13 protein-coding genes are annotated in these 19,075 nt (G+C 57.4%); 7 read left to right on the top strand and 6 right to left on the bottom strand.

Features of this window, described 5'->3' with window-relative positions; genetic code table 11:
- Positions 1-51 precede the first annotated feature (51 nt).
- A complete protein-coding gene (locus GVI59_RS05020) occupies positions 52-1,167 on the top strand; it encodes a threonine aldolase family protein (protein ID WP_173573201.1) in 1,116 nt (371 codons plus the stop codon).
- A 206-nt stretch (positions 1,168-1,373) separates the two neighbouring features.
- Here the strand turns inward: GVI59_RS05020 and GVI59_RS05015 are convergent, their stop codons facing one another.
- From GVI59_RS05015 to GVI59_RS05000, 4 genes are all read right to left on the bottom strand, one after another.
- Positions 1,374-3,602, bottom strand: a complete 2,229-nt coding sequence (locus tag GVI59_RS05015) for a TonB-dependent siderophore receptor (protein WP_173573200.1) — start codon at positions 3,600-3,602, stop codon at positions 1,374-1,376.
- A 262-nt stretch (positions 3,603-3,864) separates the two neighbouring features.
- The gene (locus GVI59_RS05010) at positions 3,865-4,644 is read right to left on the bottom strand and encodes an AraC family transcriptional regulator (protein WP_173573199.1); all 780 of its coding nucleotides are present in this window, start codon (positions 4,642-4,644) and stop codon (positions 3,865-3,867) included.
- A 166-nt stretch (positions 4,645-4,810) separates the two neighbouring features.
- Positions 4,811-6,709 (bottom strand): CocE/NonD family hydrolase, encoded by a 1,899-nt coding sequence (locus GVI59_RS05005; RefSeq protein WP_173573198.1) that lies wholly within the window; start codon positions 6,707-6,709, stop codon positions 4,811-4,813.
- A gap of 337 nt (positions 6,710-7,046) precedes the next feature.
- Complete coding sequence (locus GVI59_RS05000) at positions 7,047-7,976, bottom strand: nucleoside hydrolase (RefSeq protein ID WP_173573197.1); 930 nt, start codon at positions 7,974-7,976, stop codon at positions 7,047-7,049.
- 557 nt (positions 7,977-8,533) lie between these two features.
- Between GVI59_RS05000 and GVI59_RS04995 the strand changes: the two genes are divergently transcribed.
- The 6 genes from GVI59_RS04995 (at position 8,534) to GVI59_RS04970 (ending at position 16,493) form a co-directional block, all read left to right on the top strand.
- Positions 8,534-11,119, top strand: a complete 2,586-nt coding sequence (locus GVI59_RS04995) for a Hint domain-containing protein (RefSeq protein ID WP_173573196.1) — start codon at positions 8,534-8,536, stop codon at positions 11,117-11,119.
- Between the two features lie 115 nt (positions 11,120-11,234).
- Positions 11,235-11,777: a Dabb family protein gene (locus GVI59_RS04990; RefSeq protein WP_173573195.1), complete on the top strand. Its 543-nt coding sequence runs from the start codon at positions 11,235-11,237 to the stop codon at positions 11,775-11,777.
- 330 nt (positions 11,778-12,107) lie between these two features.
- Positions 12,108-14,375: a TonB-dependent siderophore receptor gene (locus tag GVI59_RS04985; RefSeq protein ID WP_173573194.1), complete on the top strand. Its 2,268-nt coding sequence runs from the start codon at positions 12,108-12,110 to the stop codon at positions 14,373-14,375.
- Positions 14,375-14,656 (top strand): hypothetical protein, encoded by a 282-nt coding sequence (locus GVI59_RS04980; protein WP_173573193.1) that lies wholly within the window; start codon positions 14,375-14,377, stop codon positions 14,654-14,656. The genes GVI59_RS04985 and GVI59_RS04980 overlap by 1 nt, the downstream gene beginning before the upstream one ends.
- Positions 14,653-14,940, top strand: a complete 288-nt coding sequence (locus GVI59_RS04975; RefSeq protein WP_173573192.1) for a hypothetical protein — start codon at positions 14,653-14,655, stop codon at positions 14,938-14,940. The genes GVI59_RS04980 and GVI59_RS04975 overlap by 4 nt, the downstream gene beginning before the upstream one ends.
- Positions 14,937-16,493, top strand: a complete 1,557-nt coding sequence (locus tag GVI59_RS04970) for a PepSY-associated TM helix domain-containing protein (RefSeq protein WP_173573191.1) — start codon at positions 14,937-14,939, stop codon at positions 16,491-16,493. Before GVI59_RS04975 ends, GVI59_RS04970 begins: the two co-directional genes overlap by 4 nt.
- 156 nt (positions 16,494-16,649) lie before the next feature.
- Here the strand turns inward: GVI59_RS04970 and tgt are convergent, their stop codons facing one another.
- Both tgt and queA read right to left on the bottom strand, forming a co-directional pair.
- Complete coding sequence (gene tgt / locus GVI59_RS04965) at positions 16,650-17,813, bottom strand: tRNA guanosine(34) transglycosylase Tgt (RefSeq protein WP_173573190.1); 1,164 nt, start codon at positions 17,811-17,813, stop codon at positions 16,650-16,652.
- A gap of 196 nt (positions 17,814-18,009) precedes the next feature.
- Complete coding sequence (gene queA / locus GVI59_RS04960) at positions 18,010-19,068, bottom strand: tRNA preQ1(34) S-adenosylmethionine ribosyltransferase-isomerase QueA (RefSeq protein ID WP_173573318.1); 1,059 nt, start codon at positions 19,066-19,068, stop codon at positions 18,010-18,012.
- Positions 19,069-19,075 lie beyond the last annotated feature (7 nt).

Below are 19,075 nucleotides of genomic sequence, written 5' to 3'. Positions count from 1 at the left end.
CCTTCCATGGGTGCTAGAATGGACGGGTCGTATCAAAAGGCAGGAGGCGACATGGAACAGGCTGCTCAGACACCGCCGCTCAGTGACACGTTACCGGATGACGACACTGGGTCGCAGCGTATACGCACGAACTTCATGAGCGACAATGTGGGACCGGTCTGTCCTGAGATTCTGGCCGCCATCACGGCCGCGAATACGGGCGATGCGCCTGCCCATGGCGATGACGCCTGGACCGCCCGCCTCGAAGCCCGCGCCTCTGAAGTCTTTGAAGCCGAAGTGCGGGTTTTCCCTGTCGCAACAGGCACGGCGGCGAACGGTCTCGCGCTCACGGCCCTGACGCCGCCATGGGGAGCCATCCTGTGCGACGAGAGTTCCCATATTTTCCGTCGGGAATGCGGCGCGCCGGAATTCTTCACCAGCGGGGCCAAGCTGTGCCCGATTCCGTCGGCGGAAGGCCGGATGCACACGGACCTGCTGTCCCGCACGATCGCCGACCTTCAGGCGGGCGGGCGACGACTGAGCCGCCCCAGCGCCCTTTCCCTTTCACAGGCTTCGGAGTGGGGGACTGTCTACACGATTGAGCAGCTGGTCGAATTGACGACGCTTGCGCACGACGCCGGCATGGGCGTGCATATGGACGGCGCCCGCTTCGGCAATGCGCTGGCGCATCTGGGCTGCTCGCCTGCGGATGCGACCTGGCGCGCCGGTGTGGACATTCTCTCGCTTGGCGCGACCAAGAGTGGCGCTCTGGCTGCCGAGATGGTCGTGACCTTCGACACGACCCTTGCCGAAGATATGGAACGGCGCATCAAGCGCGCCGGCCACCTCTGGTCCAAACAGCGCTTCATTAGCGCGCAGATTCTGGCGTGGCTGGAAAATGACCTGTGGCTGCACAATGCGCGACAGGCCAACGAGATGGCGGGGCGTCTCGCGCGCGGTCTCCTGCGTCATCCTGCCGCGACCCTGCCGTTCGATACACAGGCGAACGAAGTCTTCGCCATCCTGCCCGAGCTTCTGGTGCAGGGACTTGAAGCGGCTGGATACGTTTTCCTCCGCAGGACTGCCCCTCCCGGCGTGGAAGGCACGCTGGTGCGCTTTGTCACGTCTTACGACACGCAGGCCGCCGATATTGACGCGCTGCTTGAGGCGCTGGCGTCCATAGAATAATGAATACGCTCCATCTTTTGGCTGAAACCCACCTGATGGAGCATGATTCATCTTTTTCTGGGACACATTCCCGTCTGAATTGATAAAGTTTTCAGGCGTCGCCTTTTTTCAGAAAGGCGACGCCTTCTGAAGCTTTTTGAAAAAGCTTCATCAAAAACTTCCTGATGGTTTAAATGGATTTTCGCAGGTGAACTTTAAAAACCCTGTTACCAGCTGAATCCTATACTGGCCTGAGCGTTTCGCCGCTCTCCATAATAACAGTATTCTCCATCAGCACCGTAAGCAAAGCAGTTCGAAATATAGTGTTTGTCGAAAAGGTTACGGACATTGGCTGATACTTTCCACCCCCGGAGTGAGCTGGACAGATTGGCGAGATCATAGGCCACGGAAGCGTCGAAAAGCGCATATTGCGGAAGCCAGACACTGCCGTAAGTCGCTTCACCGCCATAGGCCCGGGCTGAATACCGCATCCCGCCACCAAAACCGAAGCCCTTTAACTTTCCTTTTGGCATCGTATAAAATGCGAACAGGGAAGCATTTCCCTTGCCCGACTGGATAAGCGGTTTTCCGGTTGAGTCGTCATGCACTTTCTGGACGCTCACAGCCGCGGTGATCATGAGATTTTTATAGGGCTGTGCATGCGCCTCGAACTCAAAACCATCCGAATGAACAAGGCCACTCTGGATATTGTATCCCGTGTTGGCGACTGAAACGAGAACATTGCTCTGTTCGATATGAAACCCGGCTGCCGTAAACAGAACTGAGGTTCCGGGGATCTGATATTTCACGCCACCTTCAAGCTGTTTTCCCAGAGAAGGGTTTGCCTGTCGCATGGTGGCGCCTCCGTCATTGGAAACAAGCCCCGATTGCGGCTGGAAAGAAGTCGAATAACTGATGTAAGGCGCAAGACCGAAATCGAAATGATACAGACCCGAAGCACGCCATGTGATCTGACCAGCACTCTGATGGGTATCTGTCTGGCCAATCCGCTCGATCTGGTCTGAACTATACCAGTCATGGCGAATACTTCCTGTCAGGATCAGACGCTTCCAGCGAATCTCATCCTGACCATAGGCGCCGATCTGGTGTGATCTTGTCACATAGTCCAGAGACGGTGTCAGAGCGGGGATGTCCATGTGATAATCCGGATGCAGGACATCCAGATCCGGCGCATCACCATAAGCTTCGTGATCATCTGCTCTCTGCTGCATGTAGTCGAAGCCGAACATCATCACATGACGCAACGGCCCCGTGCGGACATGCCCCTTGAACTGGCTGTCGAAAGCAAGATTATAGGTATGTTCCTGCGTTCCATAGGCAGAACGGGACAGCATCTGGCCACCGCTGCCATCGTCGCTGTCATAATAACCGTTGTTGTAGACACTGCGGTAGATCGTCCTGATGTCATCGTAACGACCACGCGTGCTGAAACTCCAGTCATCATTGAAATTATGGTTGAACATATAGGTGAGCGCGCCATGCCGACGATTGAATTTCTCGGAAGGCACATCGCCGTCATAGAAATTTCGGGGCAGGTAGCCATAGGATGCCCGTTTGAGGGAACCGACCAGCGGGACGCCACCGTAAGAGCCGTTTTCAGGATCATACTGATAGTTGCCCAACAGGGTCAGTGTGGTCGGACCGTCTCCTCCGAACGTGAAGGACGGACTGATGCTGAAACGTCGGCTTCCTGTCCTGCTGAGTTGGGTATGCTGTCCATTCGCCGTCCCGTAAATACGGTACCGCACGAGCCCGTCCTTCGTCGCAAAGCCACCAACATCGGCATCGACACGATAGAGATCGAACATACCGCCTGTTGTGGTCACACCACCATAAAACCGTTGATTGGTCGGCAGTTTGCTCGACAACGCCGTGAGACCGCCCGGACTGGACTGTCCGTACAGCGCGGAGGCTGGGCCTTTCAGAATCTCGACCCGGTCAAGACGGAACGTATCGGTCTGGGCAACAGCAAAACCTGTTGGGCTATCCTGTAATTTCAGTCCATCAAGGAAGGTCGGCACGGTAAAGCCACGCAGGTCGTAGAGGTCATAGCGTGTCCCTTCACCGCCACGGGTGTCGGCTGTCACACCTGCTGCGTAACGTATGGCCTGATTGAGATTCAGCACACCGCGCGCATCCATCTCGTCGCGTGTAATGACAGTAACCGACTGCGCCGTCTCGACCAGAGGCGTGTTCGTCTTGGTCGCGGAAGAAGCCACGGTTGCCGGTATGTGGCCACGTACCTTGATCCGTTCAACAGTTGTCGCACGCCTTGCGGCAGGGCTGCCGGAAGAAGCCGCCGTGGTCTGCTCCGTCGCTGTCGTTCCGGAATGTCGTGGCCCATCAGGCGTTTTTTTCTCCTGATCTGCGGCAAGAGCGGCGTCACTCAGAACAAGCGAGAAAAGAGCCGAATAAATGATCCTGTAGCGCTGCATGCCCCACTCATTTCGTGACCGGCCTCTGCTACGTGAGGCGCGGCGGTGCGTGTTAATATTAAGAATAAGTCTTAGTTGCGCACCTAACCACATTCGGGACCCGTAGCAACCGACAAGACTGCGGTTGGCCCGAACACGAGCAAATTCTGCCTGATCGCTGACGCCGGGCCGCCAGACAGGCCTGCGGCTCAGGGAGCGTCAGCAGAATTTTGATCTGGAAATGAAGAGCTATAGCCTTATGGTGTCGGAGACACCGAAAGAACTACAATTGTGAACGTGGCTCCGAATTGAAGCGCAGGGTACGGGGCGCAACACCGAAAGTCCGGTGGAACATGGTGCTGAAACTGCTGGCGTTATCATACCCGAGATCGAACGCCACCTTTGAAATTGGCTGGCCCGCGGCGATGCGGGATGCGGCTTCTATCACCCGCACCCTGCGACGCCATGCCGCGAACCCCATGCCCATTTCCTGTTGAAAGAGCCGGGTAAAAGTACGGCGCGCCATGCCGGTTTCACGAGCCCAGTAATCAATGTCATGACAATCGCCCGGCTGAAGCATGATCGCCTCGCACACACGACGCAGCCGGGGATCGGATGGCAGAAGCAGGCGCTCCGCAATCCGGGGTGCGCGTCTGATTTCATCGACCAGCAACCGGGCGATCACCGACATCCGCTCATCCATGGTGAACTCAAAGCGCATGGCAACAATTTCGTCCACCAGTCCCCGCACCAAAGTGGAAAGATCGAACATCTTGCAGGGAAGATCAGGGCCGACGAATTCAGAATCAACATACACGACCTGAAACATCAGGTCGGTCCGGCAGTTTGCCTGATGAAGCGTGTTGGCGGGAATCCACATGCCCTGACCGGGACCCAGCACGAAACTTTTGTCCAGTGTGTTGATCGTTACGCTTCCTGCCAGAAACACCGACAGTTGCGCCCGGTCATGAGCGTGGAAACCATCCACAAAACCACCGGTATAGCTGTCAGAAAATCCCACGACAGGAGGTGGATGACAGGGCAGATCGGCTGTCCGTTTCATGATGCTACGCCCCCTCCGCCTTGCGCCATCAGTTTCGACACAGAAAGTATCCGTCAAAAGCTAATATCAGCTCTGTCCCCGGATTTCACGCGAACAGAGTATCATCGGTCGTTGCTGATCTCTCAGGATCGACCAGATCGGTGCACATAAGCCACCCCCATTCTTGTCATGGGTAAAGGGGAGGAGCACGTCCATCGCTCACGACCGGAAGATCGACATGGCTTTCCAGTGGGCCGCCCACAGCGATGCGCTGATGCGCCATCCGATAGTCTGCCGGATGGGCAAGAAAGATATTACGAACAAAGCTCTGCGGGTTGCGGTCATAGAGCGGGAACCAACTCGACTGGATCTGCACGACAATCCTGTGACCCGGCTGAAACGTATGGGAAACTTCTGGCAGGACGATCCGATAGGACTGAAGCACATCTGATCGCAAAGGCTCTGGATGCTCCAGGGATTTCCTGTATCGCCCCCTGAAAATATCCATCGCAACCGGCATGAGAGCGCCCGACACACCCGCCCCCGGCCTTGAGGCCGCAGGACAGGCGTCGATCAGCTTCACCACCCAGTCAGCGTCGGTCCCGCTGGTTGAGGCTCCGAGATGAGCGATCGGAGCGCCCTGCACCGTCAGGGGTTGGGTCAGCACATCCGATGAGAAGGTCAGCACGTCATTGCGCCCCGTGACGAAGCGCTGATCAGCCGCCAGCCAGGTTTCATCCGACACCACACCTCCTGCATCCGGCATGAAAGGAACGGGGTGAGCAGGGTCGGAGCGATATTCCAGTGTGTGCGTTTGCCCTGGACCGGCCGTAAAACCCAATCTGTGCTCAGGAAGGAGATAAAGCGGACGGGTCGTGGTGGCGGGCGGCCAGTCCGGGAGATCAAGCCACTGTCCGGAACCAGACCGGAACACCGTGACGGGCGCTACAGTCATCGGCGTTCCCTTGAGATAATGCGCGAGGAAGGGCGTCAGCACATCCTGACGCCACCATGCGGCAGTGTCCTGTCCCCATCGCAAAGCGCCCACAGCGGTCCCGTCTTCCAAAGCCTGCGCATGTCGCCAGGGTCCGATCGTCAGGAACGAGGTGTCCGCGCGTCTGCCCTGTGGCCGGAGCGCTTTCCAGACAGCAAGCGCTCCATAGAGATCTTCCTGATCCCACAAGCCGTGAACCAGCATCAGGGGAATGTGCGGAGGATGTGCGGCCAGAACACGATCAAGCGCTCTGGCCTGCCAGTAAGAATCATAGGCAGGATGGGCAAGAATTTCGCGCCAGAAAACCACATCGTCGATACCGTGATGATGCCCGAAGGCGCCGGCAGATCCTTCCTGCAGGAAAGCGCGAGCCTGCTCGCTGACGGTGGTGGGAAGAGAAATATCGGCATGTTTTCCATCCGCGCCGATCTGCGGAATCAATAACTGTCGAAAAGCACCATTATGAAACCAGTCGTCGCCGCGCCATCCATCGACCATCGGGTTGACGGCGACTGCTACCTTCACAGCCGGATGCACGTCGATCAGGCCCATCAGGGTGGTGAAGCCGTCATAGGAGGTGCCGATCAGTCCGACCTGACCATCGGTTTCGGCAACATGATGAACCAGCCAGTCGATCGTGTCGTAAGCGTCAGTGGATTCATCCGTAGAGGTGTGATTGTCTGCCGTATGGGCCAGCGGCCCCGTGACAACAAACTCTCCTCCCGATCGGTTCTGACCGCGGACATCCTGCAAAACCCGGATATAGGGGCCTCCCACAAGCCGTTTTCCCCAGCCGTCAAACGGGCTGGTCTCGCTCCGGTCATCCATCTGGCCGGTAATGTCGTCTGCCCCATAGATTGTTCTTGTGAGCAGGATCGGCAGACGGTTCGCTCCACCGGAAACCTCTTTGGGAAGCAGGATCACCGTATGCAGCCGGACACCATCCCGCATGGAAATATCGACAGTATAACGACGATCTTTCTGCTCAGGGGGCGTCTTATGACTGATTGCGGACGTGCAGGCTGCGAGCAGCAGGGAAATGACACCTGCCGCCATCATGCGCTGGCTTTTTTGGGTGATCGCACCCGCCATTGACCGGAACCAGCCAGAGATTTTTGTTTCGGAATGGCGTAGTGGAAGCTGAAAAGATTTCCGGATCAAAGGCGAGGGTAACCTGGGGGTCATGCATGGGTCCGGTATAGGCTACTGACTATCGTCAAAAAGATGAATCTGCTGAAAAATTCAGACAGGATGACAACAAAGCATAATGGCGATTCCACTCCCGCTTCAATCAAACGGGCATGTTTCGAAGCCTGAGTCCAATTGCTTCGGGCGGTGTGTCGATTGTTTCTTACAAAGAGAATACCTTTAAATCTCGTGTCATCAAGGTACACATCCCCCCTGGACCATTGCGCCTCTTCCAAAATCTTCAGAAACAGGCCAGACGTTCCGCTATAAGATCATAAGCGGCGTCAACATCACATTCCCTTAGAAACAGAACATTCTTTGATAAATCGCTGACGCCCCACCAGTCCACGACCGTTATACCCATTGTCAGTTCACTGCCGGTCTCCACGCGCACATTGACCTGCCGCCCACGATAGAGATCCGGCTTGAGGAGCCAGAGCACGGTGTTCGGGTCATGCAGCGGTCCGCCGTCCGTACCGTATTTGTTGGCTTCAAAGCGTTTCTCGAACCGCAACCAGTCGGCAACGACCGGACCGACACGGTTGGGAATGGCCGCAAGGCGGGCCAGACGGGCGGCACTCGTATGCAGCGTGTGCGTCACGTCCAGCGGCAGCATGGTGATCGGAATGCCTGATTCCAGCACGATGGCGGCGGCATGGGGATCGACATAGACATTGAATTCCGCGCTGGGCGTAATGTTGCCAACCTCCGAAAAGGCGCCCGACATGGTGACAATCCGGCCGATGCGTGTCCGCAACGCGGGCTCGCGTGACAGGGCCAGAGCAAGGTTGGTCATGGGACCGATGGCGCAGATCGTGATCGTCCCGGCCGGGTTCTCCATGACTGTGCGGATGAGGAAATCGACCGCATGCTCGGGAGAGGCCGCCGTCACCGGCTCAGGCAGATCCGCTCCTTCAAAACCCGTCCGGCCATGCACATGCGTGGCGTTGACGGGCGCACGCAGCAATGGGCGTTCCGCTCCCCGACACACCGGAATATCGGGACGACCACCCAGTTCCATCGTCTTCAGGGCATTGATGGTCGCCTGATCGACATCGACATTCCCTGAAACCGTGGTGACACCAAGCAACTCGATCTCGGGACTGACGAGAGCGAGGAGAATTGTCAGGGCGTCATCCTGTCCGGGATCTGTGTCGATGATGATTTTCAACGCTTTGTCTCCTCGTGTGGCGGCCCTGACCTCAAATCCGCACGAGCGGTCCATTGCCACGGCAACAGAAGCCTAGCCTCTGGAAGCGGCTTCGTCAGCAGCCCTCTTCATGCTTCGGATGTTCTTTTTCTGTGGGGCCTTCAGAGGATGGACAAGGCGACTCATCTGGCTTTCAGGGGCGAGGTCATTCGACAATGGAAAGGAGAACGGATTGTTCGCTGGTGTCATCCCGTTCATAGCCATGAATAATAGTTTTGAATATCTCCTTTCATTTTAAAACAAAAAAGAATTCAAAACCAGAAACAGACTCTTCGCACCGGACAGGAGTTCGCCCAGACAATCCACCACAAAATCACTGTGTCTCTGAATTTTTCTCCAGCAACCTTGAAAAACTCGTCCCTCACCAGCCTCAACCATACAATTATTCCCGACTTCTTAACGATAAAGACGATTCCGCAATGATTTAACCAAAAAGTCACAATTTCACATCACGAGATGCAATAGGGCTTCTCCGGCAAAACCACCGATCTCAACCGCCGTTTCCGGAACGATGCCCCATGAGCGATGAAATTTCTCTGGATCAGAACCAGACCTATACAAATGATGATGATCTGGTCACAAAGAAAACAACCGTAACGGCCACGCTTGATGAAATCTCCTTTCTGACGATCGCCAACAGCGGCACTCTGGAATCGACAACAAAACGGGGTATCGACACGTCAGGAGACGCCGCGTCCGGTACCGTGCTGGTCATTGAGAACAGCGGCACGATCAGCGGCAGCGATGACGGTATCCGCGTCGATTCAGATCTCCCCGACGGTGCGCTGGCCCTGATCAATACCGGCACGATTGAATCGACGACCGATGGGCAGGCCGTCGATTTCAACTCGATCGCCACAAACGACATCACGCTGATCTTCAATGTGGGTGACGGTGAAATCATCTCCACGGATGCGGACGCCCTGCGCCCCGGCAACAATGCCGTCATCTTCAACACCGGCACGATCGACGCTGGCGGCATCAACGGCGCCACGAAAAATGACGGTATCGATTTTCAGGATTACGGCGGCATCGTCCTGAATAACGGCACCATCACCGGCGCCCGACACGCCATTACCAGCAGTGAAAACGCCATTGTCATCAACGGCGCCAATGGCGTCATTCTGGGTCGCGACGGTTCAGGCGTGGGATCCGATGGCGACGGAACAGTCTTCAATTACGGCACCATCACCGGGGCCTATGACGGATCGGACACCGGAGATGGCGATGGTGTCGATATCGACGGTTACGCCACGATCACCAATTACGGGACCATTCAGGGGACCGGTGCGGGCGGCAACGGCAGCGACGGCCTCCCCAACGGGAGTGAAGGCGTGTCGATCGGTGGTGGTGACATCCTGAATGCCGCCAACGCCACCATCAGCGGGGCCAATAACGGCATTCTGGTCGATGACAGCAGTCAGGGTAATGCGCCGTATGCCACGACCATCGTCAATGCGGGCATCATTCAGGGGCTGGACGGTTACGGCATCCACATCACCGATACATTCGGCGACACCATCACCAACGCCGGTTACATCTCCGGCACCACGTACGCCATCCTGCTCGGCTCGGGTGATGATACGCTGAACATCCTGACCGGATCAGAGATTGACGGCACGGTGGATGGAGGAGCAGGCTCCAACACCGTCAATCTTGCCGGAACAGGCACCTTTGACGGCGCCGAGAACTTCCAGACCATGACCGTCTCCGGCAACTGGATCCTGACCGGCGACCAGTCCTACGATCTGGTAGCGCTCAATACCGGCGCCACACTGACACTAGAAGGCGCGGCGTTCTCCACGCAGACCATCGCGTTTTCCTCCAGCGGCACACTGATCCTTGACGCCGCGGACTCTTTCTCCTCCGCCGTCATCAACATGAGCGCCAGTGACTATATTGATTTCTCGGCGCTGGCTTACAGCACGGATGCGACCGTTCAGGCGTCCAGCAACACTGTCACCGTCACGTCCGGAAGCACCTCCTACACGCTGACGGTTTCTCTGGCGGACACTGTGAACCAGTTCGCGCTGGCGGCGGATGAGGACGGCTCTCTGCTGCTTACGGCGGTCGTCTGCTTCCTGCCGGGCAGCCTCGTCGAAACGGCGACAGGCGCTGTCGCGGTGGAAGACCTTCAGTCCGGCATGATGGTCCCCACCTTTGATCGTGGAGCCGCGCTGCTGAAGGAAATCGTCTGGGTGGGCCGACAGGATGTGCGTGTGCAGGCCGACCTGCCGCCGGATATGGCTGGCTGTCCGGTGCGTATCCGCAAGGGCGCTCTGGCGGACAATGTGCCGTTTACCGACCTTCTGGTGACGCCGGAACATTGCCTGTGGTTCGATGGTCGTTTCGTGCCGGTGCGGATGCTCGTCAATGGGCGCAACATTGCCTATGACCGCACCATCCGCTCCTACACCTGCTACCATGTCGAAACACGGGAGCATGCGGTCATCCGCGTCAACGGGCTGCTGACCGAAAGCTATCTGGACACAGGCAACCGTCGCAATTTCCGCCCCGTTACGGACGAACGTGTCGTGGCCGCCTTCTCCGGCAAGTCCAAAAGCTGGGAAACCGACGCCGCAGGACTTCTCTGTGTCGATCGCGCCTTTGTGGAGCCGCTGTTCAACACGTTTGCCGAGCGTGCCGTCGCCACGGATGCTCATGAAGCGCCAGCCCTTATTCATGATCCGGCACTGCGCCTTCAGTTACCGGATGGCACGTCGCTGGCCCCTGTTTCGACAGCGGATGGCCGGTTTACTTTCCATCTTCCGGCTGCTGTTTCTCAGGTCAGCATTGTGTCGCGGGCTTCGCGCCCCTGTGACGTCATTGGTCCTTTCATAGACGACCGTCGTTTTCTCGGTGTGCTCGTGGGAGAGGTCACTCTTGATGTCGGGGAGCATTCACATTCCATCACAACCCATCTGACCAAAGAAGGTGAAGGATGGGACGTGCAGGAAGCCGTTCCGATGCGCTGGACTCAGGGAGAAGCCACTCTGGACCTTCCGTTTTACGAAGCGGACGAACATGCGGTTCTGACGCTCCAGCTCCATGCGGCCGGACCGTATCTTGAGGATACGCATATCGACCTGCGTCGCTGTGCGTAAAAACTGACTTCTGACGATCTCTGCTTCGAGTTTCGGAGATCGTCAGGCTTCGGTGAATGGTGTTTCCGCCCTTCGGCTGGAGCAGAAAGACAAGATGATATAGCCTTCCTTCACCATGCTTACATTTTCCCGTCTCCTCACATTCCCTCTCGTGGCAGCCTCTCTCTGGGTCGTTCTGCCGGACATTGCGCATGCAGATCCGGCGCCAGTCCTTGATGAAGCCGCCCTCAGCGCCCAGTCGGTTCTGGCAACGGTCGGAGCCGCGCGCTTCACGGCGCCGGATTTCCAGCCAGGCACCCTCCGTCACATGGTGATGTTTCGTTTTCGTCCCGAAGTGACAGCAGCCTTACGCAATGAAGTGACAAAGCGCTTTCTCGCCCTCGCCAGCCTGTCCCGTCGCGCGGACGGCAAACCAGTCGTGGTGTCTATCGAAGCTGGTCCGCAGAACAGCGGCGAGAACAGTGACCTTGGCCTGCAGGAAGGCTATCTGGTGACTTTCAGGTCTGAAGGTGACCGGAATTTCTATGTCGGTCGTCCCGTTGTCACGGATGCCCGCTATTTCGACGCCGCACATGATGCATTCAAGACGTTTGCCGGTCCGTACCTGGAAAAAGTCGTGGTTTTTGATTTTCCTGTCAGTGCTGTGAACAAGCCATAACAGACCGTCCTGCGTCCGCCATCAGAAACGCGGGCTCTGTCCTTCCATGACAAGGGGAAGGAGGAGGGAATGAGCGGCTATGGCATCTCATTCCCTCTGTCCATCATCTACCGGGTGTCTCCAGACGAACCCAGGAAAAAGAAATTTTCTGCTGGCGATCCATGACTCCAGCCGCTCATTGCAGCCTTATATCAAAAGTAAAAACAAGAAATTCTACAAAGCGTCTCCCCCTCAAATATATCATAAAATGTCTACTGCATATTGATGTTGACAATGATTCTCATTTTCGTAGAAGCCATTTTCTCTAAAATGTGAATGCGGAAGAGTTTCATGCGGCAATCGCGATATCTGACACGCAGCGCCGTGCCCGTCGCCATCATGGCGTCACTCGGATCGACTGCCTGGGCAGCACAACCTGTCGCAACCGTGGACGGGAAAAAATCCACGAGCGGAAAAGTCAGCAGACCGACGCCCGGTCATGAAGTCATTGTCGTGACCGCCACCGGTCTGTCACATGCCGCCGCCAGCACAAAAACGCGCACGCCAATTATTGAATCGCCTCAGACAATCTCGATTGTCAGTCGAGAAGAGATCGAACTGAGAGCGTCTCCGACCATTGCTGACGCTCTGGCCTATACGGCAGGCGTACAGGCCGAACCCAGTGGTATCGACAGCCGTGTTGACGAGGTTTCCGTCCGGGGCTTCGGTGCGGGCGGATTTTCGTCCAACAACAATTTTGTCGATGGTCTGCGCCTGCCGGCAGGAGGCCAATGGACGCGCACCTCCTTCGATCCGTTCGCCCTTCAGCAGATCGAAGTCCTCAAGGGACCGTCAGGCGCTCTGTATGGTCAGACTGCGCCCGGTGGCATCATCAACCTGACCACCAAGAAACCCACCGAGACAAGTCACGGAGAGTTCTTTACCCAGACAGCCGGTTATACGGATCTCGCCAACTGGCAGGGACAGGCCGCCGGAGATGTGTCCGGCAAACTCAACAAGCAGGGGACCCTTCTGGGCCGCGTGGTCGCCCTTGCCCGTTACGGCGGCACGCAGGTCAACAGCGTCATGAACGGGCGCTATTACGTCTCCCCCAGCCTGACCTGGAAATATGCTCCCGGCTCATCATGGACCCTTCTGGCGCAGTATCAGCGCGACGCAGGCGGCTCCACCTTCCAGTTCCTGCCCAGGACCGGAACGCTGGTGCCCTCAAAAGGCAGATATATCGCCAACGACGCCAATATCGGTGAACCCGACTGGGACAAATTCGATCGCACACAGGCGCTCGCAGGCTCCTTTCTGGAACACAAATTCAGCCGCTTCCTGACGGTCCGTAACAATACCCGCTACACCTATCTCGACAATCTTTATAGAGCGACCGTTCTGAGCGGCGACACACTCACAGCCTGCCCCGGATCGGTCCGCGGATGTGTCGCGGGTGAAACCGTCAACCGCCGCGCCGTGGAAGGACGAGGCCGTTCCCAGGGCGTGGCGATGGACACGCAGGCTGAAGGGCATGTGAAAACTGGTCCTGTACAGCACACCCTTCTTGTCGGAACTGACTATTTCTACACAAGCTGGGAGAGCTCCCGCGATCTGGTTTCGCCTTCTCTCGTGCTGCCCATGCTGGATATTTTCAATCCCTCATCCCGTGGAGTGGGAGGCTATTCAGGTGGTCTCACTCCACAGGTCTATAGCGCCACAAAATCCTATCAGAACGGCGTTTATTTTCAGGACCAGATGAAGTTTGATCGTCTGCGTGTCACGGTTGGTGGACGGCAGGACTGGGCGACTGACGACACGCTCAACATCCTGACGCGCCAACGCTATGTCACATCTTCCAACAAGTTCACATGGCGTGCAGGCGCGGTCTATCTGCTGGATTTCGGGCTGGCTCCCTATTTCAGCTATGCGACTTCGTTCCAGCCTCAGGTTTCCGATCCCTCAACCGCGCTGGATGGGAAGCCGTTCAAGCCGACCACGGGCGATCAGTATGAGGCCGGCCTGCGTTATCAGTACAAGAAAAGTATTTATGTTACTTTTGGCGCCTATCAGATCAAACAGAAGAACATGACCACACCCGCATCGGATGGTGAAATGTGCGGAACAGCCACCTGTTACGTGCAGACCGGAGAGGGGCGTGTCAGAGGTCTGGAACTGGAAGGCCGCGCCAACCTTCCATGGGATATGTCGGTTATCTTTACAGGAACGCGCAGCGACCCCAGAGTTACGAAATCGAACACGGCTTACCAGATCGGCAACTATCTGCCACAGGCTCCCAAATGGATGGCTTCCCTGTTTGTCGATCAGCGTATTCGTCGTGGCGCTTTCCGGGGAGCGGGCGTTGGCGGCGGCGTGCGTTACACCGGGCACAGCTACGGCGATACGAACAACACACTGTCCATTCCCGGCTATACCGTCTTTGACATGTTCCTGCGTTATGATTTTGGACAAGCCCATCCACAGTATGATGGTTTGTCTTTCTCGGCCAACGTCCGCAACATTGCCAACAAGCGGTTTGTGGCGACCTGCACGGCCGTATCCGCCTGCTATTACGGACAGGGCAGAAGTCTGACAATGCGTCTGGAATATCGCTGGTGATGCAGCCTGATCTTTTCCTTGCGATCGGAAGCATGGCCACAGTGTTCGCAGGCATGATGTTCTACTGCGCTTCCGTCCAGCAGAGATTTTTTGCACAGCGCCTGTCGGGCAGCATGGGCGTGGGGGGCGGCGCTCTCCTCACCCTATGCGCAGTGGTGTGTTTTACGTACATCATGAGTCTGACAACGGCTCTGTTCATGACCGTGGTTCTACTGATGTTATGGCTTTGCCTTCTGCCGCCTGGAATCGCTCTCGTGAAATCACGCGGTGAACAGCGATGACACTCGATAACAGCGAGTGGAAAGGGAAACTCTCCGCTGGCATTATTCCGGGAGCCGGTCTGGCATTGGGAAGCATGGGGATCGCCGGCCTGCTCTGTCACACGACGGGCAGTCCCATGACGCTCTCCGCCCAGGCCCTTCTGTGGTCAGCAACATTCGTATGGATCGTTTCTGTCTGTACCTGTTTCCTGTTTCCTTCCGGACGCAAGGCCTGGATAGGGCTGGGTAGCGGCTGCGCTCTCGTCTGGCTGCTTTTTTTCATTCTGAAGAACATGATCCGATGAAACTTCGTGAAGATATTGTCGCTGTCTATCGGGAAGTTCACAGCTGGGTCGGCATACTGGCTGCTCTTTTTCTTTTTGTCGCGTTCTATGCTGGCGCAGTCAGCATGTTTGAACAAACATTACAAAACTGGCTGACACCGGAAAGCCATTTGCCTGCACCCGTGTCGCTCGACCGCACTCCCGAACTGATGGAAAAGGCCTTTGCCGCTTTTCCGGATGCACGTCGAAATTACACCATTGTACTGGCGCCAGATAAAACCCAGCCCGCCCGTCTGATCTGGCCCCAGAATCCGACAAGCCATGAACATGGGCCAATCCCTCTTGTCGCCGCTGCTCTCGATACAAATGGAATACTGATTACGGAGAAACAGCCGCCTTCGGAAACGGCGCATTTCATTGACGTCCTGCACCAGCGTGTGGGGCTGCCTTTACCGGAAGACGTGGCGATGCCCTTCATGGGTGTGGTTGCACTGGCCTACGCCGTTGCGCTGGTATCGGGTGTGATCGCCTTTCTGCCTGCACTGAAGCGAACTCTCTTTGCTGTCAGACTTGAAGGCGGCAAGCGCCGGGCGTGGCTCGATCTGCACAATGTTTTCGGTTTTTTCTCGCTGCCCTTTCATATCGTCATGGCGATCACGTCAGTGCTTTTTGCATTCCACGAACCGATTTATGCCGTGCAGAACATGCTCTTTCATAACGAGACCCATCCGGCTCATGCCCGACCGCATCCTGCGCCCGCACGGGATGCTGTCTCACTCATGACACCCGCTGCTCTTGTCGCGTCTCTCGCCCAGCAGGCGCCGGGCTTTGAGCCCGATACGCTGAATTATACCATACGGCCCGGCCCAGGCGGTGGAACGCTCACTCTTCGTGTCGCGGGGCATGACCCGCGTTTTGTAATGCGCGGTCCCAACGCCGGGTTTGCAGTCATGGACCCGGCAAGCGGTCGTATTCTTTCGACTGATTATCTACCCGGCCACCAGTCAGGCGGATTTGCAACGATCACTTCTTTCTTCAGTCTGCATTTTGGCAGCTATGGTGGTTACCCTGTTCGCTGGGCTTATCTTGTGCTTGGATTTGGCGGGGCTTTTCTGTTCTATACTGGCAATCAGCTCTGGATCATGGCGCGACAACGACGTGAACGCGCCACCGGTCTTGTCTCTGAAACACGCGGTTCACGCATTCTTTCCTCACTGACCATCGGATGCACGACAGGCTGCATGACCGGTATCGCAGCCATCATCACTTTTGCCGCCATCGCCCACGCTCCAATGGCGTACACGCCGGTCGCCCTGATCTATTACACGACCTTCCTGCTCTGCACGTTGCTGGCTTTTATTCTGCCCACACAGAGCAAGGCGCAGGTGCTTTTCTGTCTTGCTGCGCTCAGTCATATTGCCCTGGCTATGGCTGCGCTGACACGAGGCTTGAGCCTTGGCGATGACACCTCATTCATCGTCGCCGCTCTGGCGTTCATTCTGGCTCTCCTTTTCTTCATGGTGGCGAAGAAAAGAGGATATTCAGCACTCATTTCGCTGAAAAAAGCTCTGTAAATTTTACAGAAGCGTTTTTCAAACAGATTCGGGGAATATCGCCTTTTTGAAAAAAGGCGATGCCCAAAAACTTTTATTATTCGCCATCCGCCTGCTGATTGCGAATAGCTTTATCCCACCAGAAAAACGCTTTCTGATAGCGTGATGTTTTCTACTTCACGCAACCGGCGGAATGAGCGGCTGCGGCACCTCGTCCTCGCTCCAGTCCCCGGCCTGCCATTCGGCGCGAAGATGCTCCGCATGTGCCGAAAGCACACCATCCACAATGGCCGCACGGATGCCGCGCATCAGTCGCTGATAATAGGCAAGGTTGTGCCATGTCAGCAGCATCGGACCGAGGATTTCATCAGCGCGGAACAGATGGTGCAGATAGGCGCGGGAATGACGCGTGCAGGCAAGACAGTCGCAGTGCGGCGACAGCGGGCGTGCATCGAGCGCGAAACGGGCGTTGCGCAGGTTGATGTGACCGCGCTCGGTATAGGCGCGCGCCGTACGCCCGGCGCGCGTCGGCATCACGCAGTCGAACATGTCCACTCCACGCATCACACTGCCGAGCAGGTCGTCTGGCGTGCCGACGCCCATCAGATAGCGCGGTTTATCATCGGGCATGAGCGGCGTTGTCACGTCGAGCGTGGAGAACATCAGTTCCTGCCCTTCGCCCACCGCGAGGCCGCCGATGGCGTAGCCCTCGAAACCGATATCCGTCAGCGCCTTCACGCTCTCGGCGCGTAGTTCCGGCTCCGTACCCCCCTGCACGATGCCGAACTGGCCATAGCCTTCACGCTGGATGAACGCCTCGCGGGAACGGGCGGCCCAGCGCATCGACATCCGCATGGAAGCGGCGATGGCTTCGGGTGCCGCGGGAAGAGCCGGACACTCGTCGAAGCACATGGTGATGGTCGCATCCAGAGCATGCTGGATGTCGGTCGAACGCTGCGGGTCGAGGCGATGTTTCGAGCCGTCGATATGCGACTGGAACGTCACGCCATCCTGATCGAGCTTGCGCAGGGCGCCCAGCGACATGACCTGAAACCCGCCTGAATCCGTCAGGATCGGACCGGACCAGTCCATGAATTTGTGCAGGCCACCGAGTTGCTTCACCCGCTCCGCACCCGGACGCAGCATCAGGTGATAGGTGTTGCCCAGCACGATCCCCGCACCTGTCGAACGCACGGCGTCCATGGTCATGGCCTTCACCGTGCCAGCCGTGCCGACGGGCATGAAGGTCGGCGTCTGGACCGGGCCGTGCGCCGTGTGCAGCGTGCCGGCACGGGCCTGACCGTCGGTGGACTCGCAGATCCAGCGGAAAGTGCTGCTCATGATGTTCGACCTCTTGTCGTGGCGTTATGGGGCTCTGCCCCATGCCCCGGCAGGAAGCACGGCTTCCTGCACCTTGATTTGTTAAAAATGGTTTCCAAAGGCGTGCCTTTGGTGGGGTGTGGGGCAAAGCCCCGATAGGGAAAGGGCTTTACTCTTGACCCGCCAAAGGCTGTGCCTTTGGAAATCGTTTGTTGTGTCATGGGGTTTCCGCTCTGCGCAGCAGACAGGCGTCGCCATAAGAATAGAAGCGGTAACCGTCGCGAACCGCGTGGTCATATGCCGCCTTCATCCGCTCCGTGCCAGCAAAGGCGCAGACCAGCATGAAAAGTGTCGAGCGTGGCAGATGGAAGTTGGTCATCAGCATATCGACGGCGCGGAACTTGAAGCCGGGATGAATGAAGATCGACGTATCACCATCGAACGGCATCACCCGGCCCTCTTCCGAAACGGAACTTTCCAGCAGCCGCAAGGTGGTTGTACCAACCGCGATAATACGACCGCCCCGCTCTTTCACAGCGTTGATCCGGTCCGCCGTCTCCTGCGTGATGATGCCACGCTCGGCGTGCATGTGGTGGCCAGAAAGCGTCTCGGCCCGCACGGGCAGGAACGTGCCCGCACCGACATGCAGCGTCAGTGTTTCGCGCCCAACACCGGCTTCATCGATGCGACGAAGGAGGTCGGGCGTGAAATGCAGCCCCGCCGTCGGGGCCGCGACCGCCCCGCGATGCTCGGCGAAGATGGTGCGGTAATCGTTCTGATCCTCGGCGGTCGGACCTTGTGGACGAGCGATATAAGGAGGAAGCGCCAGCGCCCCGGCGGTCTGAAGGAACGTATCGAACGCGTCGCCTTCCGCGCTGAAACGCAGGGTCGCACCACCCTGCCCGTCGAGCGAAGCCACCTCGGCCGTGTCGTCAGTGCCGGGAAAGGCCAGCGTATCGCCCAGCTTGAGCCGCTTGGCGTTGCGGATCAGCGCACTCCACGAGCCATCTGCCTGATGCTGGTCGAGCGTGACGCCGATTTTCGCTTCTCCGCGCAGAGCATGAAGCTGCGCCGGAATGACCGCCGTGTCGTTGGCGACCAGCATATCTCCTTCCCGCAGCAGACCCGGCAGATCGGACACACGACGATCAATGAAAGGAGCCGTCGGATCGGCAGGCACATCCAGCAGGCGAGCGCTCTCACGCGGTCGCGCCGGATGCTGTGCAATCGAGCTCTCGGGGAGATGAAAATCGAAATCGGCGGTGCGGTCGTCCATACGGCCA

The organism is Acetobacter sicerae (assembly GCF_011516765.1).
GTDB classification, from domain to species: Bacteria; Pseudomonadota; Alphaproteobacteria; order Acetobacterales; family Acetobacteraceae; genus Acetobacter; species Acetobacter sicerae.
This window is presented reverse-complemented; position numbering and strand designations above follow the sequence as displayed.

Bases quoted from the DNA above. Each gene is read 5' to 3' on its own strand.
- GVI59_RS04990 (WP_173573195.1), top strand. From the start codon at position 11,235: ATGCTTACATTTTCCCGTCTCCTCACATTCCCTCTCGTGGCAGCCTCT.
- GVI59_RS04980 (WP_173573193.1), top strand. From the start codon at position 14,375: ATGCAGCCTGATCTTTTCCTTGCGATCGGAAGCATGGCCACAGTGTTC.
- GVI59_RS05005 (WP_173573198.1), bottom strand. From the start codon at position 6,709: ATGGCGGGTGCGATCACCCAAAAAAGCCAGCGCATGATGGCGGCAGGT.
- GVI59_RS05015 (WP_173573200.1), bottom strand. From the start codon at position 3,602: ATGCAGCGCTACAGGATCATTTATTCGGCTCTTTTCTCGCTTGTTCTG.
- queA (WP_173573318.1), bottom strand. From the start codon at position 19,068: ATGGACGACCGCACCGCCGATTTCGATTTTCATCTCCCCGAGAGCTCG.
- GVI59_RS04985 (WP_173573194.1), top strand. From the start codon at position 12,108: ATGCGGCAATCGCGATATCTGACACGCAGCGCCGTGCCCGTCGCCATC.
- GVI59_RS04995 (WP_173573196.1), top strand. From the start codon at position 8,534: ATGAGCGATGAAATTTCTCTGGATCAGAACCAGACCTATACAAATGAT.
- GVI59_RS05020 (WP_173573201.1), top strand. From the start codon at position 52: ATGGAACAGGCTGCTCAGACACCGCCGCTCAGTGACACGTTACCGGAT.
- GVI59_RS04975 (WP_173573192.1), top strand. From the start codon at position 14,653: ATGACACTCGATAACAGCGAGTGGAAAGGGAAACTCTCCGCTGGCATT.
- tgt (WP_173573190.1), bottom strand. From the start codon at position 17,813: ATGAGCAGCACTTTCCGCTGGATCTGCGAGTCCACCGACGGTCAGGCC.
- GVI59_RS04970 (WP_173573191.1), top strand. From the start codon at position 14,937: ATGAAACTTCGTGAAGATATTGTCGCTGTCTATCGGGAAGTTCACAGC.
- GVI59_RS05010 (WP_173573199.1), bottom strand. From the start codon at position 4,644: ATGAAACGGACAGCCGATCTGCCCTGTCATCCACCTCCTGTCGTGGGA.